Below are 19,249 nucleotides of genomic sequence, written 5' to 3' on the forward strand. Positions count from 1 at the left end.
CTATTTATTCTGAAGACTATATTGCCGAATACATAAAAGCGGCTTTCGTCAACGAACACCGTTTACCGGTGTCCCCAACCTGAAATTATGATTAAACGGATGATATTTTATTTCTTCTCTGAAGGATCAATCTTTGTGGTCTCAAACATCCACTCTTCAGTCAGGTCAGGTGGAGCAAGAATCATTATGCCGGCAGTTTCATACATGTTATCCACTAAAGATAAATCCTCGATGGCGGTATTATCTGCAGGAACTGCAGTTGAGTACCTGTAACTCAATACCTGTGATGTGCCATAAAGCACGCAGGCAGTTCCCTGTGGCGTATTGCAGGTGGTTTTGATGATATGACATTTGGCAGGATCAATTGAGGAATAATCACCCGTTAACAGGCTGCCCTGGCCAATCACCAGGTTAACCATTCCGTGTGCATCAGTCAGCGGATGATGAAGCTCAGTGTAAACGACAGAACCATCAATTCCGGCTTCCCTGATGGTGATTTTGATGGAGACGGTCTGTTTCGGGATAATTTGACCATCCTTGTCTCTAATGGTCGACTGCAGGGAGAGTTCCCTCGGCATCTGTCCGGCTAAGTAGAAGACAGTCAGAAGCATAGCTGTTAAAGTCAGGGTGAAATTTTTCATAGTTCGCAGTTAAATCATGTTAATGCGAACATAGGAAGGGTAGTAGTGTTTAATCAGGAAATCTGCAAAAGGTAATCTACTAAACTTAAAAATTTTTTCCTGCCTGTGGATTTCAGCTTTTTTCCGCAAAATTTTTTTATTTCAATTTAATGTCGTATGTTTGCAACGTTCAACATTAGATTTTATGACGAATAATAAATTTGAAGAGTTTAACCAGTACCAGAAAGAGCTTGCGCTTCATGGAAAGATCTTTTCTCATCCTGCCAGAATTGCCATTATTCAGCTTCTGGCCGAAAAAAAGGAAATTAAGGCAGGCAACATTTCCGATTTTTTACCCATCAGCCGGCCCACTGTATCCCAGCATTTGAAAGAGCTGAAAACACTCGGCATCATTAAAGGTACCATTGATGGATTAAAAATTCATTATTGTCTGGATATGAATAAATTACAAAAAATCAAAGAACAATACGACAACTTCTTTAAAAAAACGATCAGTACATTCCAATGTGAGTGCTGAATTTGATATTAATGATATAAACCTTAAAAAATGAAAACTTGTTTAATTTCAACTAAATACATCGGTTTTTTGCTGATGTCCGGATTATTGACCACGGCATTTCCTTATTTTTCAGCTTCCGGTAATACGGCCCGGTTTTTATTTCCGGAACCGACCCAGGTGAATGTTGACCTACCTGCCCTGAATCTTACAGAAACCATTATCTCAGCGGTACAGTCAGAGCTCGACAAAGCCAGGAATGAAGGTAAAGTCGTTTTTCTGGTGGTCACCGGCGCAGTGGCCGCCGATAATGAAAAGGCTATCGCAGTTGCTGTTCAGGCCAATAAGCTGAAAAACAATTCAGCGGTCATAAAGATGAACCGTGATGACCAAGCCAATAAGGATTTGGTTTCGAAATTCGGCATTGCCGGCGTTGCCCCTCCATTGATTTTAGTCATTTCCCCGGGTGGTGTTGCCGTCGGAGGCTACCAGCTCGACAATGCCACGGCCGAGAATCTTCTTAAACTCCTTCCATCACCCAAAAAAGATGAGGTGTTGGTGGCCATCAACAATAAAATGCCCGTATTCGTTATCGTCTCAAAAAAGTCATTCACAGATCAGGTAAAAAGTCTAGAAAGCTGCAAATCTGCCCTGACTCAAATGGGAAATAATGCGAAAATCGTTCAAATGGATCTTGATGACAGTAAAGAAATGGAATTTATTAATCAACTGGGTGTCAATACGGTGTCAGCTACAACTGCCACTGTGGTGATTAATACGGCCGGTCAGATTACAGGAACCTATTATGGACCGGCAGACGCTACCATTTTAGCCAATTCGGCTAAAAAAGTCATGAGCGGTTGTTGTCCCGGAAGCAGTAAAAAAAGTTGCGGGAAATAAATACGAGCATATCAATTATGAATATTTTCAAGATCGTTTTATTGGAAATGTGGCAGCGGAAGTCACAGCTGATATCGGGTATATTGGCAATTACACTTGGTATCGGTATCATTGTCGGCATACGTTCCATTTCCGTTGTATCAGAAAAGGCAGTGTCGATAAACCTCGACAATCTCGGAGCAAACATACTGGTTCTGCCGCAGGGAGCAAGTGTTGACAACTATTATTCGGCAGATGTGGATGCCCCCACATTTCCTGAAGATTATGTGGAACGTATTGTCACCTCCACATTACCCGGCGTGGATAATTTGTCTCCCAAGCTGACGCGCAGGGTAGCTATTGGCAATGAAAAAGTTGTCCTTACGGGAATACTTCCCAAAAATGAACTGGCCTCCAAACCAATATGGCAAACGTCAGGGCTGATGGGCAGCGAGCTACAGGCTGCCTGTGGGCCAAATCCTGTAAACGAATCATTGGGTTACAAAGATGAAAAACTTCAGAGGAAATCAGTGGATTCACTCAGGATTTCCGATTGTCTGGCGGGCTCTTCGATAGCCATGAAATTAAACCTGAAAGAAGGTGATAGCATAACTATTATGGATACCCGGTTTGCGGTCGCCAAAATCCTTGGCGAAACCGGAACCATTGATGATGACCGTATTTTCATACATCTGCAGGCGGCACAAGATCTGCTGGGTACCGGCGAACAGGTGAGCGCTATTGAAATCATGGGATGCTGTAATGCCATCTCCGATGGATTACTCGGTAAATTGCGCAACATTCTACCCGATACAAAGGTGACCACCATCGGGCAGATCGTTTCAACACAAATCAAGACCAATAAACTCATGGACCAGATTTCCCTTATTTTCCTGATTATTATCCTGGTGGTCGGTGGCATTTCCATCGGAAATTCAATGTGGGCCAATGTCAACCAGAGGAAAAAGGAAATCGGGACACTGCGCATGATAGGTTATCCACGGTCGTACATTTATAACCTGCTGCTTTACAAGGCTGCGTTGATGGGCATAACAGGCGGTATTTTGGGGTTTCTTTTGGGTTCGGTGGTCGCATCGGTGTTAGGGCCTCCGTTAGCCAGCATAACCGTGCAGCCTATTCCGATTCTGCTAATATGGTCGGTGCTGCTGTCTATCCTGATCTCTCTCCTTGGAGCAATAATCCCTGCTTATGTCGCTTCGCGGTTTGAGCCTTTTTCAAATATCCAGGAGGAATAGTCATGTTTCTTGAAATCAGTAATTTATCAAAACAGTATCACCTCCGTAACAGCGTGGTGGATGCACTGAAAGATGTTTCCTTCTCGGTTAAGGAAGGTTCATTTGTAACGATTACAGGTCCATCAGGATCAGGTAAGACAACCTTGCTGCTGGCGATGAGCGGATTAATACGGGCGACATCAGGGAAGATTCAGTTTAAAGATCAGTCATTGGAAAAAGCTAAAGACCGGGAGTTGGCATATTTCCGCAGAAATGAGGTGGGTTTCATCATGCAGAATTTTTCACTTATCCCATATCTTTCAGCTATTCGTAATGTGATGATTCCGCTGGCCTTGCAAAAAATATCTGCTGATAAGCAGGTGGCCCTCGCCACAGCGGTGATGGAAATGGTCGGCCTTGAAGACCGGCTGTACCATTTACCACGTGAATTGTCGGCCGGCCAGCAACAGCGTGTGGCCATCGCACGCGCCATTGTCAATAAGCCATCAATCATATTTGCCGATGAGCCAACAGGCAACCTCGATCCCGTTCTCGCTATCGAGATCCTGGATTTTCTCCGGGATATTAACCGGCAAAAAGGTATTACCATTATCATGGTCACACATAGTCCTCTGGCAAATGGTTATGGGACTATCAGGATACACCTGAAAGAAGGCCGCGTTGAAACATATTCGGAGGCAGCTGGCTGACAGATTTGCTTCCATTTGGCAGACATTTAGTAGATGGGATTTACGGTATACGGTATTCGTTTACGAAACCCGTATCGGCATACGGCTATCGGCCTGAGGCTGTTTTGAATGACCGAAAATACAAGCTGTCTTTTTCGTTGGGTACTTTCTTTTAAACGCTACTGTCTACAACGACAGTGAAATGGTTGTTCCTCTACTTCTTCTTCGCCATCTGAGCCTGAATGGCGGTGATCATCACCGTATTCACAATATCTTTAACGGTACAGCCGCGGCTGAGGTCATTGACAGGTTTGTTGAGTCCCTGCAGCACAGGGCCCACGGCCACGGCGCCGGAAGCTCTCTGTACAGCTTTATAGGTGTTGTTGCCTGTGTTGAGGTCGGGGAAGATGAACACCGTTGCATGTCCTGCCACTTCGCTGCCGGGCATCTTCTGCCTGGCCACCGTTTCATCAATGGCTGCATCATACTGGATGGGTCCTTCGATTTTCAGGTCGGGGCGGCGGCTACGTGCTATCTCCGTTGCCTTGCGCACCTTTTCAACCTCCTCGCCTTTGCCCGACTCACCGGTGGAATACGACAGCATAGCCACCAATGGTTCTATGCCAAACATCATTGCCGTGTCGGCCGAGCTGATGGCTATGTCGGCCAGCTGCTCTGAGTTGGGATTCGGATTCACGGCACAGTCAGCATACACCAGCACACGGTCTTCAAAGCACATGAAGAAGGAGCTGGAGACGATGGAAAAGCCCGGCTTGGTTTTGATGAATTCAAAGGCCGGCCTGATGGTATGCTGGGTAGTATGTGCCGCTCCCGACACCATGCCATCGGCATGGCCCTTATAAACCATCATGGTACCCAGGTAGCTCACATCGCGCATAATGTCAATAGCGCCTTCTTTGGTCACCCCTTTATTTTTCCGCAGGTTATAATAGGTGAATGCATAATCATTGATGAGGTCATTGTCATAGGGATCGATGATGTTGGCCCCATTCAGCTTGATATGAAGTGATGCTGTCTTTTTGGCTATCTCCTGTTCATTGCCCAGCAGGGTGATGTCGACGGCATTACGGCGGAGCAGGATCTCGGCAGCTCTCAGGATGCGTTCATCCGTGGATTCTGGCAGCACAATATGCTGGCGGTTGGACCGTGCACGCTCATACAGCTCATACTCGAACATGATGGGCGTCATCACACTCGACCGGGTGATGGCTATCTTCTCCTTTAACCTGGCTGTGTCGACATTTGCTTCAAAGTGGCCCAGGGCTATGGCTATCCGCCTGTCGTTGTCATGCGACAGCAATGGCTTTATTTTGCTGACATTCATGGCTGTGACATAGGTGTCGGTGTCGACCTTGAAAACAGCGACGGGTAGTTTTTTGATGCCGCGTATGAGCCGCATCACATCGCTGTTAGGTGGATGACCGCCGGTGAGGATAATGCCGGAAATCTTCGGAAAGCTGTCGGATAACAGTGTCATAAACAGCCCGATGATGATATCCGACCTGTCGCTGGGTGTGATCACCAGGGTGCCATTGCTGGTATACTTCAGGATATTCTCGATGCTCATGGCGCCGACTTTGAAGTCGATGACGTCGAAATTCAGGATGTCGTCAGCGCCATAAATCCGCTCAGCGTTGAGGGCAAAAGCTATCTGCCGGATGGAAAGCTTTTGCAGCAACTCCTGTTCGGGTATGACAAAATCGATTTCTTCCTCGATTTTGAATTTGTCCAGCACTTCGATAATGGATTTTACATCAACGATTTTCGCCCTGTTGACGAATAAACCCATGAATGCGCATTTTTCGCGCATCAGCACCCCTTTAAAAACCTGTATCGTGTCGGCGATATCCGTTACACTTTTCCCATGACCGTTCACCACGGCCAGTACAGGCGCTCCAAGATTATTGGCCAGGCGGGCATTGAAGTCAAATTCGAAAGCCTTGAGAGATGAGGTATAATCGGTACCCTCGCATAAAATGAAATCACACGTCGCCTCCACCTTCTTGTATTTATTTAATATCCTTGTGTACAGCGTATCCATGTCGTTGGCCTGTATCAGGTCGAAGGCTTCATTGGTGTTCAGGCCATACATCGAATCATAATCCAGATGAAGATTATAAAGACGTGTAACCAATTCGATATCATGATCTTTCTGTTGGCCGGCATCGATCAATGGTCTGAAAAATCCCACTTTTTTGATGTTCCGTGAAAGGATATCCATGATGCCGAGGACAATCAGCGATTTCCCCGAATCGGCTTCTGCCGCAACGATGTAAAGGTTTTTTGACATTGAATTAAATCTGGTCGTATGTATTAATCTGCTGATTACAAAAATAAGTAAAAAGAGGCTGTCTCGAAAGTGATTGAAAATTGCTTCTCTGACTTTGTCTTAGAATTCACCAAGGGCTTTTGAGACAACCTCTTTTTGTTTGTGTGCGTACATGGTAAATCTTCCACGTTTCAAAGCGCAATTATTCGGCATGCATCGCAAATGCACTCCAACATTAGGGAATCTTTATGCAACTTTCGCAAATCAAGATCATTTGAATGGTGGATTCAGTAAATATTGAGAAGAGCAAAATACCTTTCCCTGATGTTGTCGTAAAATCTGCAACTTAAAAGACCGCTTTGCATTATCCAGTTTTATATCGTCATACAGGGATCGTAACTTTATGATTACAAATGAAATGTTATACCACATAATCAAAACCTAAAATTTTTGAGCAATGGAATCACTATTTACTATCTCAACCGAACAAGGAGGTTTTTACTTTTCTTTGTTTTATTTTCTGGCTTTCTTTTGTGCCGCCAGTATTTTCATTTATGACGGGTTCCGCAGGAAATACCAGAGGGATACTTGGCTTTTGGTCCTATCCTCTGCGACACTCTTTTTCATTCTTGGGAATAAACTTCTGACTTACTCATCAGATGACTGGAGGTATATCCTTGAGAATTTAAATCTGCCTCCAGCCAGGGGCAAAACAATTCTTGGTGGGATCGCCGGAGTGCTGTTTGGTCTTGGACTGGCAAAGTACTGGTTTAGAATCCGTCATTCTGTCCTTGACAGCATGGCTATTGCTTTTCCGGTGATGATGGCTATACAACGGGTTGGCTGCCTGATGGCCGGGTGCTGTTTTGGAAAACCCACAAACCTTCCCTGGGGAATAGAGTACGGTATCCATTCGTATGCCTATCAATCCCACATGGAACAGGGGTTGATCCAGCTGGGTGACATTACCTCTCTGCCGGTTCATCCCACCCAGCTGTACGATATCCTGTTTTGTCTTTCCATTGCTTTTGTCATTTACCTGACACGAAAAAGATGGACTGTGCCTGGGAATAGGTTTCTCTTTACCATACTGCTTTATGCAATCGGCCGGTTTCTTTATGAGTTTCTGAGGGATCCCCGTTCCAACCTGTTTTATGGAGAGGTATTTCACGGACTCAAATATCTTCAATGGATACTGCTGGCGATTATCCTGATATTGGCGAGTGTTATGTTTATCCGCAAACGGATATACCGGTCAGTTCACAAAACGGACATTTACAGGGATAATAAAATCAGGATTCTGCTCTTTTTTATCCTTTTCATCTTCGTTTTCTGGCTGGGCAGGAACTGGTTTGACAATATGGAATATTTGACACTTCTGATAATCCTGATTCTTGTATTTTTCATTGTAGCATGGCAATGGTACCGGAGCCTAACATTGGCTGAACTGAGATGGGTGCCACTGGCCGCCTTTTTAGTTTATTTCGTGTTTGTAGGCCAGAAAGTGGAGCAGAAAACAAAAAAGGAGAAATCTTCCTATACGACCATTGGAGTGGATACACGGTTTGGCAGATTCGATAATGTCGTGGAAATTAATGAATTTATAAGCAGCGGTGATTGTGGATATTATAGTTTAATTGGTGCAGAATTTTATAAGCACAGTTACTTTATGGGCGGACCTGGGATTTCTCATACTATCCGTCGTGGTGAATTTAAACAGTTTCAGATGGGTATCCGCACATTTTATGGAAATATCACAGAGCCAATACCGGAGATTGAAACCGGTTCACACACGATTTATGGTATTGAACCATATATACAATTCAACAATTGGAAATATTTCGGTTTCGGGATGAGTATTACATATGGCAATTTTGGCTATTCCTGGAAAAGAGAAAATATTCCTCACGGGTGGTGGGTGGATATCGTCAGGTCGGGTGAACTTTATAGAATCAAATTATGTCCTCAGGGTAATATTTCTTTTGGACCCCGATTATTTAATCTGGTTTACAGGTTTGCTCAAAACGGTGCAATTTCTCCTTTCAGCTTTAAACATCATGTAGGGATTGGAACAAATTTTAACCTTAAGACGGATCTGGCTGTCGAAGGTGGCATCGCCTTAGGGAAGAGGGAGTCAACCTTCATGGGTTTCTATATCTATGCACTGATCCCTGTTAAACAAAGGTTTGAGATCATAGGAAATTTTACTGCAGGAAAACCAAAATTTTTTTATAATAATGTATACAATTATGAGCCGATATGGGAATACACTATTGGACTGGGTTTTCATTATCGATTTAATTTTAAACCCTAAAAGTTAAAAGGGGATGAGGCTGTCTCAAAAGTCCTCTGTATCCCTTGGTGATTACCTCCGTGTTCCTCCGTGGTTAATCTAATTAATTGAAACACAAAGAGTCACAAAGGATACACAAAGTAACACAAAGCCAGAAAAGCAATTTTCAAACACTTTTAAAACAATCTCTTTTTCATTAGCTTTGTTCCCTCAAATATGAATGATATGGAATTAACAGGAAGAGTCATCAAAATGCTCCCCTTACAAACCGGACAAGGGAAAAGCGGTGAATGGAAGAAGCAGGAATTCATCCTTGAAACAAATGCCCAATTCCCTAAAAAAGTTTGTATTTCGGTATGGGGTGATAAAATCGAGCAGTTTAATTTAGCTGAAGGATCCGCAGTAACCGTATCCATCGATCTGGAAAGCCGCGAGTACAATGGCCGGTGGTATACCGATGTCAGAGCCTGGAAAGTCATTAAAGCAGAGCCTGTTTCACCGGAAGAGCCGGATGTTCTGCCTGAAGGTCCGTTCAATTTAAAAGCGGAGGAGCCAGATGATTTACCCTTCTGAGGAATGTGTAATGCAGGTGCGAGCGTTTTGAATATCCAACAGACGAACATTCGAAGTGGCCCGCCCCTGCGCAAGCAGGAGAAGTAGAACTGGAAGGCGAAGGCGAGGGCGAAATAAATTTTGAAGTCGAATGGTACCTGACATGAGCTCTTAGTGCTGATTGCAAACTAATGAAGTCACATCGACTAATCGACTAATTTTCAAATTATCTAATTTTCAAATTGTCTAATTTTTTTCCAGTCCGGATAGGGGCGACCTTTTGGTGGAAAAGGTTTTCAAAAATCTTTTTCAATAAATCCCACTTCCACAGCTATTATTAGCAGATCCTGCAAATACGGCTCCGTGTTCTTGTAGCATTCCTGAGCTATTAATAAAATCACAACACGTATAGCATCTAACCGCAGAATTTACAATCATTCAATACCTAAGCCGCAAAAACCGCCATCCGAAACCGGTATATCCTGCTTACCTTTATCCGCATAATCAACTATAACCTAAACACATAATATTATGAAAACTCTAAATCTAATCGCATTAATGGTCTTGTGTTTTCTAAGTTCCTTAAATGCACAGGATACTATTCAAAAAATCAAAATCTACAGGACCTGGGTCTCTTCGTATAATGAACTATTTATAACAAAGGGCGTTTTGTACGAAATTAAAGATTCTTCAATATCACTTTCGAATTCTCTGGTAAAACAGGATTATTCTTCTGGAAAATTTGAGATTTCAAATTTTCAAATAAATAATATTGAGACAATCAAAACCAGAAGAAACGGCAATATTGGAATAGGAATTTTTCTTGGGGCACTTACAGGATTTGCTATCGGTGGGTTGATTGGATTTATATCAGGAGATGATCCAAAAGAGAACTTTATGGGGTATACTTATAGTTGGTTTACGGCTGAAGAAAAAGCTCTGATGTATGGTATCCCACTTGCAATTGGCGGAGCTGGTATAGGTGCTTTGATTGGGTCAATCAAAGTAAAAATTCCTATAAATGGGAGTTTTGATGATTATAATAGAAACAAAGACAAACTGAGAAAATATTCCATAAAGAAAAATTAGAGCTTTCATCAGAAAAAATCAAATAAACAAACCATGAAAAAGATTATTACTATTTTTCGGCCATGCATTTTCGTGCTCGCTTTAATACCGGGAATATCCCTGAATGTATCCGGACAGAGTCAGATGAGTGGAATGGTTTCATTGATACCACAAGATGGATTTATCATTTTAAATACAGGAGACACTATACCCGGAAAGATTGCCTATTCTAAGCTCACAGAAAATTTTATGTCCCGGATCAAGTTTTTTGGACCAGACGGGGTAAAAACCCTTTATAATGCTGGTGAAATTTCAGGACTCGGAATAGAATGGAACTGGTACAATTATGATGATGATTCTCAATCATTAATCCCGACTTCTCATTTCTGGGATATTTATGAATGCAGGCCCTCCCCCAAAAAAGGGATTATGGTATTCATGAACAGATTTTCGGGAGGCAAGATCAATGTATTCCAAAACCGCAGCAGTCTGATTCATTCAAATGCAAGGATCGAAACAAGCTCAAAAATTGATGGAATATCATTCCACTATTCGTCGGATGAAGGATTAGTTATTGGGCCATCTTACAAAGTAACAACCAGATATATTGAGTCGAGGAGCTGGTATTCAAGTTACTATGTGGAAAAGGAGGGAGTGGGATTTATAAAGGTTGACAAAGGCAACTTTGAATTGCTTTGGCCTGCCCTGTTCGGCGATTGCCTTGGTATCACTGAGGAAATCGATAAGAATCCCGACCTTAAAAAATTCAAGAATTTCCTCCTGGTTATCGAAGTATATAACCAGATCTGTAAATGATCATTATCTGTCAGGTGCGAGCGTTTTGAATATCGAATATCGAGCATTCGAGGTAGAAGGCGAAGTGTAAGGCGAAGTAGAAGGCGAATTGATTTTTGAAGCTAAGGACACATGAGAGAGTATCTGGAGCAAGCCGCTATCTCTTACAGCCAAATTGACTAATCGACTAATTGACTAATTTTCAAATTATTCCTTTCTTTCTTTCTCCAATTTATCTATGCGTTCAACTATTGCCGGAAAGTTCCGGAAACATGCGACCGATCTTCTGAACTTATGGACCTCCATTGCAGGCGATCCGAGATAGGTCAGCCCGGGTTTAGTCAGGCTTCCTGATACACCGGTTGCGCCACCTATCATGGTACCATCGGCAATGGTGAGATGCGGGGCAATGGCGACATGCCCGCTGATCAGGCAGTTTTTGCCCACCTTACATGACCCGGCGATCCCTGTTGCAGCAGCAATATAGGTATTCTCTCCTATCTCACAATTGTGGGCAATGTGGATCAGGTTATCAAATTTCACCCCCTTACGAATAATGGTGGAACCCAAAGTTGCCCTGTCGATGGCACAGTTGGCGCCCATCTCCACGTCATCCTCGATGATCACATTTCCAATCTGTGGTATTTTTTTATCTCCTTCATTTTGTGGTGCAAACCTGAATCCATCACTTCCAATGACCACACCCGCGTGAAAAATGCAGTTCTTCCCGATGATGTTATCGGAATAGATTTTCACGCCGGGAAACAGAATCGTGTTTTCACCCACGGTTGTATTGTCGCCGATGTAAACCTGCGGATGAATTTTTACATTATTTCCGATGACGGTGTTTTCGCCGATATAGGCAAATTCACCCACATATAAATTATCGCCCAGATTGGCAGTTTCAGCTATATAACATTGTTTTGAAATGCCTGTCTTGTTGTTTTTTATTTTGTTATAGAGTCCCAATAGCTTGCCAAAAGCGACTTCCGCACTTTCAACCCTGATGAGTGTACTCGTTATGGGATGTTCAGGAACGAATGAGCTATTGACAATGACAATGGAGGCGCCTGTTTTGTAGATGTATTGCGTATAAAGCGGATTCGAAAGGAAAGAGATGGAACCGGGTTCTCCCTCCTCTATTTTCGATACTTTATGAATGCTAACATCCGGATTGCCTTCCACAATCCCATTGATCAGTTCTGCGATCTGCTTAGCGGTAAAATTCATGAATTAAGGATTAAATTATTAATAAGACTAGTGATTTCAATATGTCAGTCAAAACTACGCAATATTTTATTGTCTTGTCTAAAATCGGGTTACACCCACATCGAACATCGGCGATCGTCTATCGTCCAATCTCCTCCTCCCAGCCCCCTATGGAAGATATTCAATAGAAAAATTGCAGGGCAATATAAATGAGAGCATGTCGGGGCGATACATCTTTTTGATAGTGGATTTTTCAGGTCTCAAAAAAGAATGAGATCGTTATTATGCGGGCTTTATTGATGATTAATTTTCTTCTTTTTTTGTCTGCTAAACAAAAAAGAGAAGCAAAGAACCGAGCGAACCGAGCTCACGAATACCCTATTATTCAAGCAAATACATGAGTAAAAATCGAGAATGGCCTTCCCGGCGACCTAAATCCGGCTCAAGGACTGAAGGAAATGACATTAATTATCCTTAAGACACCTTACCATATAAGCAGCCGGTGCAACGTTATAACCATGGTACATATCGGGACCATAGTAAAATATACCTCTTAATATGGGATATATATTGTCGTACGTTGAGGAAGTCCAGTATTTAGTTGTCTGAAAAAGATCAACAAACGACATTTCTCCTGACCAATAGCCACCTGGAAGGCTTGTAAATCCAAAGAGGTCAGTCCCGTTTTGACCATTAAACCAGCCGGTCAATGATTTCAGGTTTTTCCCACAATCAAATCCACGCCAACCCAAAATATCCCAAACAGGATCACCTGCGCCATAATAACTATCTGCGAAACCTTCTAATACTTTCCAATCCGCATCTGTGGGGATGTGCCAGCCTGCCGGACAGATACCCTGTATCCCACCAGTGGTGGTATATTGCATAACTTCATCCCACCTATATAAACCACCATATATATCACAATTATCCTGATTATTGCCGTAACAATACTTTTCAATGACGCCATTATTTTCCATCGTTTCATTATCAGGTATCATAATCCCTACATTCAGGTTTTCTTTCATCCAACATTGGCTAAAAATCTGTACGGTATTGTATACCTGGTCCTCATAAGTAATTGCCGGCAAACCCGGACAAGGTACATGGGTGGCAAATTGAAAAATATAAGTCACATCGGACAAGGGGCTGGCAGCCATCCCCGACTCCAGGGTTCCGGTATAACCCATCATCAATAACTGATCACCAATAGAGTACATAAACTTTTTTACTTCCAGTTGGGATCTCAAAATTACCGGAGCTCCTTCTAATCCTCCATATTCTAATTTACAGCTATTTCGCAGGCTAAAGTTAAGATTTACAATAGGTATGCCGATGGTAATGGAGTTCCAGACGGCCGAAAAGATATATATTTCCTCTCTCCCTGTGAAAAATATGACTTTATGATGACCTGCACAAAATTTTTGCTTCATTGTAGCTAATGTCCTTCCAAATATATCTGTAATATAAAGCTCCACCAGGCCTTCATCAGGTACATAAATCATTAGTGAAGTTTGACCATCGGCAGGATTCGGAAAGTTCCGGAACACTTTGAAATGGGTGTTTGTGAACATATTTTTTTCATCCACGGCATTAGCACCTAGTACTAACACTGTATCAGGCCAATAAAGCATAGTATCGCAGCTTTGGGTTAAATTTTCGATATAAATACTGTCTAATCGGATATATTCACTATTCATGGAAGCAGTGAAAGTCAATTCGATTGCTGATGACTGAGAGAACAAAATCTTTGGGATGGAAATGGCTATAAAAATAAGTGAGAAAAATATTTTTTTCATATTACATCGTTTTACGAAAACTATGTTGCAATATACAATAAATACTTCTTTATGGAACAGAAATGGGTAACTTATATTTTGAGATCTGAGTTCCCGAAGGAGACAGGGTTCCATATTTTTAGAAGTTGTGTTTGAATATTAAGCCCACTACGAAAAGTAATCGTTTTGGACTAAAGTCCGGTAACTAACTGGTTATCAATTACCCTGGCCTTAAGGCCAGGGTAATGCAAATTGATGGTATATAGGGCTTTAGCTCAATATTGGTTTTTGATAACCACTTTTCGGAGAGGATTCAATTTTTAATAGTTTGGGTTTTGGGTATTGTGATTTATTTAGTATTTAGTGTCTGAAATTTGGAATTTATTTGGTATTTGGTGCTTGTGGTTTGGATTTTTAGGTTTATGTCGTCGCTGGCGGTTTTGTTCAGAAAAGAAAGCCTGATCTATTCAAACCTTTGCCCTGAAAAAGACTTTCTTGTTACTTTTAGTCGCAAAAAAGTAAATGAAAAATACGTGTTCTACTGGGGAATAAATATGGCCCATTAACGAAAATATTGATTTATCAGAAGAAAAATCTTAATTTTGTTTAAAAGAATTAGCCAATGAATTTTCGATCAGACATTTCTGATAAAATTAAAGAAGTTGTCCAACGAATTGATCCTGAATCGGATATAATAATCTTTGGATCAAAAGCCCGTGGGGATTCCAATATGCATTCTGATTGGGATGTGTTAATATTATTGCAAACGAATGAAGTTCCGTTTTCACTGGAAAAGGAAATAATTGATAGTTTATATGAAATCGAATTAGAGACCGGAATGATCATATCCCCTCTTATTTATTCAAAATCAGACTGGTATAGTAATTACAAAATCACACCATTGTTTGTGAATATAACCAGGGAAGGCATTGTTGAGCATGACAAAACCAGACAGGGAATTTATTGATTACAGGTTAACACGAGCTGAGTAAACCCTTGAAGATGCCAGAATTCTGGCCAGGGAGGAAAGATGGGACTCAGCTATAAACCGGCTTTATTATGCTTCATTTTATGCAGTTATTGCCTTGCTGAATAAGAACAGTATTGACGCCCATACACACAATGGTGTTAAAAGTGCTTTAAATAAGCATTTTATTAATACAGGGATATTACCAAAAGAACTTGGTAAGATATATTCTCAATTATTTACATGGAGGCAAAAAGCTGATTATGATGATATTTTTGATTTTAACAGGGAAAGGGTTTTGCCTTACCTGGATCTGGTTGAAGATTTTATCAATACAATTAAGCAAGTTATTGACGAGAATTAATACCACCTGGTGCCTATCAGGTGGGTCAGGTTATAACGACCTATTTTGCCTTCCTTAAAACATTAAAATATATTCTTGAAGTCTATTTCAGGATAAATTCCAACAGATTAACATTCAAATTCCAAACAAATTCCAAATCACAAAAGTCAAATTTCAAACAATTGAAAATTGAATGTTGAATTGTTTGGATTAGGATTTTTAGGATTTGGAATTTATTCGGATTCTTGAAAAGAACGAAGAGCGAAGAGCGAGATGCGAAGAGCGAATAGCTAATTGGCTAATGCCGACTGCCGACCGACGACCATTTACTCCCCTTTCATCCTCAGCACAAGGATATTTTTTCCGTTCCCGTAATTATAGACAACGCTTTCGCAGCGGGCTTTGATCATCTTTAATCCGATGTCGTCTTCGAGCACGCCTTCTTCCAGAGGGTTTACGGGTGCTCCGGTGCTTTCGCATACCAGTTCGAGAGTGCCGTCTTTTTCGGAATAAAAGAGTCTCAGGTTTATATCGGAGAAATCAGATTGCAGGCACAGCACCTCTTCGGCTATATGCAGGACATACTCCTTTCCCTTTTTCGACAGCATGTGCTTATCGCAGAACGCTTCCATCTCGGCCTGAAGGGCATAGAGGTCGTAGTCGCGGCTTGTAATATGGTAATGAAAGCTACGGATTCGGTGGATGAAGGCCTTTGTCTTCTCTCTCTGAGGATTCTCGAATATCTGCTGCGGAGGTCCTTCTTCATAGATCAACCCTTCATCCATATAAAAGACACGGTTCGAGATGTTGCGTGCAAATTCCATCTCATGTGTCACGATCACCATGGTGATGCCCTCTTTTGCCAGGCGGCGTATGACAGCCAGCACCTCGCTGACCATTGTCGGATCAAGGGCAGATGTCGGTTCGTCAAAAAGCAGGATTTCAGGTTCCATCGCCATGCATCGTGCAATGGCGACACGTTGTTTCTGTCCGCCTGATAGCTCGTCAGGGAAGCTGTTGGCTTTTTCGGCCAGCCCTACAATTTTCAGGAGTTCCATCGCTTTTTTATTCGCTTCAGTTTTTCTCTTGCCCAGTAATTTAACCGGACCGATGGTCAGGTTTTCCATGACGGAGAGATGGGCGTAAAGGTTGAACGATTGAAAGACCATTCCCATCTTCTGACGGATTTTCGGGACGTCTGTTTTTTTATCGAGCAATGGAACATCATCGATAAAGATGCTGCCGCCTGTTGGCGTTTCCAGCAGGTTAAGGCAGCGCAGGAAGGTACTTTTGCCGGTGCCCGACGGACCTATTATTGAGACGATCTCGCCATGCCGGATGTCGGTGTTAATGTCTTTAAGGACGACAAGTTCGCCAAAATGTTTTGAAAGATGTCTGACCCTGATCATACCCTGACCTCCCCTGCTTTTTTTATGCGTCTTCGTTTCGGATCTACTGAGATCTCAACATGACTCAGCGCCCAGGTCAGCAGCCAGGCAATGATTAAATAGATGATGGCCGCCATGATCAGCGGGAAAAAAGCATCGAATGTCCTGCTCCGGATAATATCGCTTGCCTTGGTCAGATCCTGAACGGCAATGTAACCGACAATGGATGTCATTTTCACCAGCGAGATGAACTCTCCCTTGTAAACCGGGAGCACAATGCGCATAGCCTGCGGCATGATGATATGAATGAATGTCTGGATTTTTGTGAAGCCCGAGGCAATGCCTGCTTCCTTCTGACCTCTGTCGATGCTTTCGATGGATGTCCTGAACATCTCCGAAACATAGGCACCGAAGTTGATCCCGAACGCAATCACGGCGACGAGTATGGGATTGATATTGACCGAAGCGAAGATGATGTAAAAGATGATCATCAGCAATACCAGCACCGGCGTACCCCTTATGAGGGTTATGAAAAGAGCGGCTATGACAGAGAGTATCTTTCTTTTCGACATCCTCATGTAACATACCAGTCCGCCAAGTATGGTGCCCATCAGTGCTGCAAAGAGGGAAATTATGACTGTGATTTTTAATCCGTTTATGATCAGCAGATACCTGTTCTCGAGGATAAGATTATCATGAATGCTGTTTGACAGTGACTTCAGAAACGACACCTTGCCGGTTTTGGCCTCATCTTCGCGGTAACCGGCGATATTCTTTTTCAAAGCGATCACGCTGATACCTGATGCATAATAAGGTTCCGAGAAATTGATTTGTTTCTTCCTCTCTTCGGTGATCATCATCGAACTGGTAATGATGTCGATCTTGTGTGTTGAGATGGCGGCGATCAGGCTTCCGAACGTCATGTCGGTCGGGACAAACGTTTTGCCAATATAAGCTGCAAAGCGCGATGCGAGCTCGATGTCGAATCCTATAAGCTTTCCGTCTTTATAAAGTGAATTCGGCATCCCAAGGTCGCTGACGACGCCGACAATAAGGTTTCCGTTGACCCCTGACGATTTAATCCCGGGCATTTCCATTATTCCTTCTTCCATCCACCGGCTGACAATGTCGTCGTATACACCGTTGGATTTAATTTCACTCAGGAAAGCATTAAATTGATCTCTCAGTTCGGAACTTTCCTTATTAAAGCCGGCGGCAATGTCGGCGAAATAAAGATCTTTGGTCAGCATCGCGACGCTTTTATTGGCTTTGAAGATCTCCGGCACGCCAGACTGGTCGAAAAATGCAACATCCGTCTTTTCTGCAATCAGGGCAGTGAGCAGATCAGAAACATTTTGATACTGCAGTATCTCAGCATCGGGATATGTTTTAGTTGCATAGGCGTCGTGGATAGAACCGAGCAATACGCCGATCCGCTTATCTTTGATGTCGTCAGCGGTCCTTAAATTTTTGCCTGAAACAACTTTACCTGTCCCTGTTTTACCTCTGACAGCAGCGGCGATGCCACTAGGATAATAACTCTCAGAGAAGAGCACTTTCTTTGCCCTTTCTTCCGTAATGGAGAGTCCGGCGCCAATCATATCGACCTTGCCGGCAATCAGCGCGGGAAGCATGGCTCCAAATTCCATGTTCACAACGTCGATCTGCTTGTCCAGTTTCTTTGCAACATAAGAAGCGAACTCCACATCGAATCCGACAACTTTTTGATTGCCGTCGACAAACGACATAGGTTCGGTAACAGCTGCAGTGCCGAATCTTAAAACGCCATTTGTTCCTTTAAGTTCTATAACAGGCATGGGTGCCGGATTTCCTTTTTCGGGGAACCAGCGCTTCATCATGTCGTCGTATGTGCCATCCGATCTGATTTCGGCAAGCACTTTATCAATAGCCTTTTTCAGTTCCCTGTTTTGAAGCTGAACGGCAAAACCGTATTGATCATCGAAGAGCATTTCAGGAAGGACAACAATTCCATCATTCTTGGCTGCAATGTTTTGCAGGACGGGCTTGTCGTAGACCGCTGCGTCGGCCTTTCCGGATTTGACCGCGATGGCGCAATCAAGAATGCTGTTGAAGTACTTTATCCTGGCATCGGGAAATTTCTGCAGCACAAACTGATCGGCAGCAGTTCCTGTCGGGACGGCAAAGGTTTTTCCTCCTTCCAGCATCAACAGGCCGGTAGTGACTGATTTGTCCTTATCACAACCGGCTAGAGTTACGAGCAGGAAAAGAATCAAAAAACATAAGCTGTGTTTCATCCGGCGTAAACGTATATTTTGTTGATCATCATTTGGAAGATAAATGGGATCTGTGTGCAGTGTTCCATGCGCCACGACTCTGTTCAATGCATTGCATCCTCCAAAGATAAGAATCATTTTTGTCTTGTCTTAATATAGGGTTACACTCACCTCGAACATCGGCCATCGGCAATCGCGCAATTATTTTGTTTATCCGACACGCGTTACAACCTAAAATCCGCAGGTCTTGTTAATAAAAAGCTGTAAAACTTTGCTAGGCAATGTCTTACAGCTACTGCATTTTCACCTAATTTGGTGTTGTCCAAAAAACAGCACCATGAAAGTACTTAATTCTTCTCAAATCACCTCCT

15 protein-coding genes and 1 pseudogene are annotated in these 19,249 nt (G+C 42.7%); 10 read left to right on the plus strand and 6 right to left on the minus strand.

The window, feature by feature from the left end:
• Nucleotides 1–107: 107 nt before the first annotated feature.
• A complete protein-coding gene (locus tag NT175_07025) occupies nucleotides 108–641 on the minus strand; it encodes a hypothetical protein (protein MCX6234465.1) in 534 nt (177 codons plus the stop codon).
• A gap of 184 nt (nucleotides 642–825) precedes the next feature.
• On the opposite strand from NT175_07025, the gene NT175_07030 reads away from it, so the two are divergent.
• The 4 genes from NT175_07030 to NT175_07045 are packed head-to-tail and all read left to right on the plus strand — an operon-like array spanning nucleotide 826 to nucleotide 3,961.
• Nucleotides 826–1,158, plus strand: coding sequence for a metalloregulator ArsR/SmtB family transcription factor (locus NT175_07030; protein MCX6234466.1), 333 nt, complete (start codon nucleotides 826–828; stop codon nucleotides 1,156–1,158).
• A 30-nt stretch (nucleotides 1,159–1,188) separates the two neighbouring features.
• Nucleotides 1,189–2,037: a hypothetical protein gene (locus NT175_07035; GenBank protein ID MCX6234467.1), complete on the plus strand. Its 849-nt coding sequence runs from the start codon at nucleotides 1,189–1,191 to the stop codon at nucleotides 2,035–2,037.
• A 17-nt stretch (nucleotides 2,038–2,054) separates the two neighbouring features.
• Nucleotides 2,055–3,272, plus strand: coding sequence for an ABC transporter permease (locus NT175_07040; protein ID MCX6234468.1), 1,218 nt, complete (start codon nucleotides 2,055–2,057; stop codon nucleotides 3,270–3,272).
• Nucleotides 3,273–3,274: 2 nt separating this feature from the next.
• Nucleotides 3,275–3,961, plus strand: coding sequence for an ABC transporter ATP-binding protein (locus tag NT175_07045; GenBank protein ID MCX6234469.1), 687 nt, complete (start codon nucleotides 3,275–3,277; stop codon nucleotides 3,959–3,961).
• A 193-nt stretch (nucleotides 3,962–4,154) separates the two neighbouring features.
• Here the strand turns inward: NT175_07045 and pta are convergent, their stop codons facing one another.
• Complete coding sequence (gene pta / locus NT175_07050; protein ID MCX6234470.1) at nucleotides 4,155–6,251, minus strand: phosphate acetyltransferase; 2,097 nt, start codon at nucleotides 6,249–6,251, stop codon at nucleotides 4,155–4,157.
• 436 nt (nucleotides 6,252–6,687) lie between these two features.
• Between pta and NT175_07055 the strand changes: the two genes are divergently transcribed.
• From NT175_07055 to NT175_07070, 4 genes are all read left to right on the plus strand, one after another.
• On the plus strand, nucleotides 6,688–8,544 hold the full coding sequence (locus tag NT175_07055) for a prolipoprotein diacylglyceryl transferase (GenBank protein MCX6234471.1): 1,857 nt from the start codon (nucleotides 6,688–6,690) through the stop codon (nucleotides 8,542–8,544).
• A 204-nt stretch (nucleotides 8,545–8,748) separates the two neighbouring features.
• Nucleotides 8,749–9,096, plus strand: a complete 348-nt coding sequence (locus tag NT175_07060; GenBank protein ID MCX6234472.1) for a DUF3127 domain-containing protein — start codon at nucleotides 8,749–8,751, stop codon at nucleotides 9,094–9,096.
• A 510-nt stretch (nucleotides 9,097–9,606) separates the two neighbouring features.
• On the plus strand, nucleotides 9,607–10,164 hold the full coding sequence (locus NT175_07065) for a hypothetical protein (GenBank protein MCX6234473.1): 558 nt from the start codon (nucleotides 9,607–9,609) through the stop codon (nucleotides 10,162–10,164).
• Nucleotides 10,165–10,197: 33 nt separating this feature from the next.
• Complete coding sequence (locus NT175_07070) at nucleotides 10,198–10,959, plus strand: hypothetical protein (protein ID MCX6234474.1); 762 nt, start codon at nucleotides 10,198–10,200, stop codon at nucleotides 10,957–10,959.
• Nucleotides 10,960–11,145: 186 nt separating this feature from the next.
• Here the strand turns inward: NT175_07070 and lpxD are convergent, their stop codons facing one another.
• Nucleotides 11,146–12,168, minus strand: a complete 1,023-nt coding sequence (gene lpxD / locus NT175_07075; protein ID MCX6234475.1) for a UDP-3-O-(3-hydroxymyristoyl)glucosamine N-acyltransferase — start codon at nucleotides 12,166–12,168, stop codon at nucleotides 11,146–11,148.
• A gap of 443 nt (nucleotides 12,169–12,611) precedes the next feature.
• The gene (locus NT175_07080; protein ID MCX6234476.1) at nucleotides 12,612–13,946 is read right to left on the minus strand and encodes a hypothetical protein; all 1,335 of its coding nucleotides are present in this window, start codon (nucleotides 13,944–13,946) and stop codon (nucleotides 12,612–12,614) included.
• A 601-nt stretch (nucleotides 13,947–14,547) separates the two neighbouring features.
• Here NT175_07080 and NT175_07085 point away from each other — a divergent pair.
• Both NT175_07085 and NT175_07090 read left to right on the plus strand, forming a co-directional pair.
• Nucleotides 14,548–14,892, plus strand: a complete 345-nt coding sequence (locus NT175_07085; protein ID MCX6234477.1) for a nucleotidyltransferase domain-containing protein — start codon at nucleotides 14,548–14,550, stop codon at nucleotides 14,890–14,892.
• A 40-nt stretch (nucleotides 14,893–14,932) separates the two neighbouring features.
• Nucleotides 14,933–15,256 (plus strand): annotated as a pseudogene (locus NT175_07090) (HEPN domain-containing protein).
• Nucleotides 15,257–15,561: 305 nt separating this feature from the next.
• Here the strand turns inward: NT175_07090 and NT175_07095 are convergent.
• Together NT175_07095 and NT175_07100 are read right to left on the minus strand one after the other, a co-directional pair.
• Nucleotides 15,562–16,644 carry an amino acid ABC transporter ATP-binding protein gene (locus NT175_07095; protein ID MCX6234478.1) on the minus strand — a complete coding sequence of 361 codons (1,083 nt, stop codon included), beginning with the start codon at nucleotides 16,642–16,644 and terminating at the stop codon, nucleotides 15,562–15,564.
• Nucleotides 16,641–19,016, minus strand: a complete 2,376-nt coding sequence (locus tag NT175_07100) for an ABC transporter permease subunit (protein ID MCX6234479.1) — start codon at nucleotides 19,014–19,016, stop codon at nucleotides 16,641–16,643. Before NT175_07100 ends, NT175_07095 begins: the two co-directional genes overlap by 4 nt.
• Nucleotides 19,017–19,249: the final 233 nt, after the last annotated feature.

The organism is Bacteroidota bacterium, from assembly GCA_026391695.1.
In the GTDB taxonomy this organism is placed as follows: Bacteria; Bacteroidota; Bacteroidia; order Bacteroidales; family JAGONC01; genus JAPLDP01.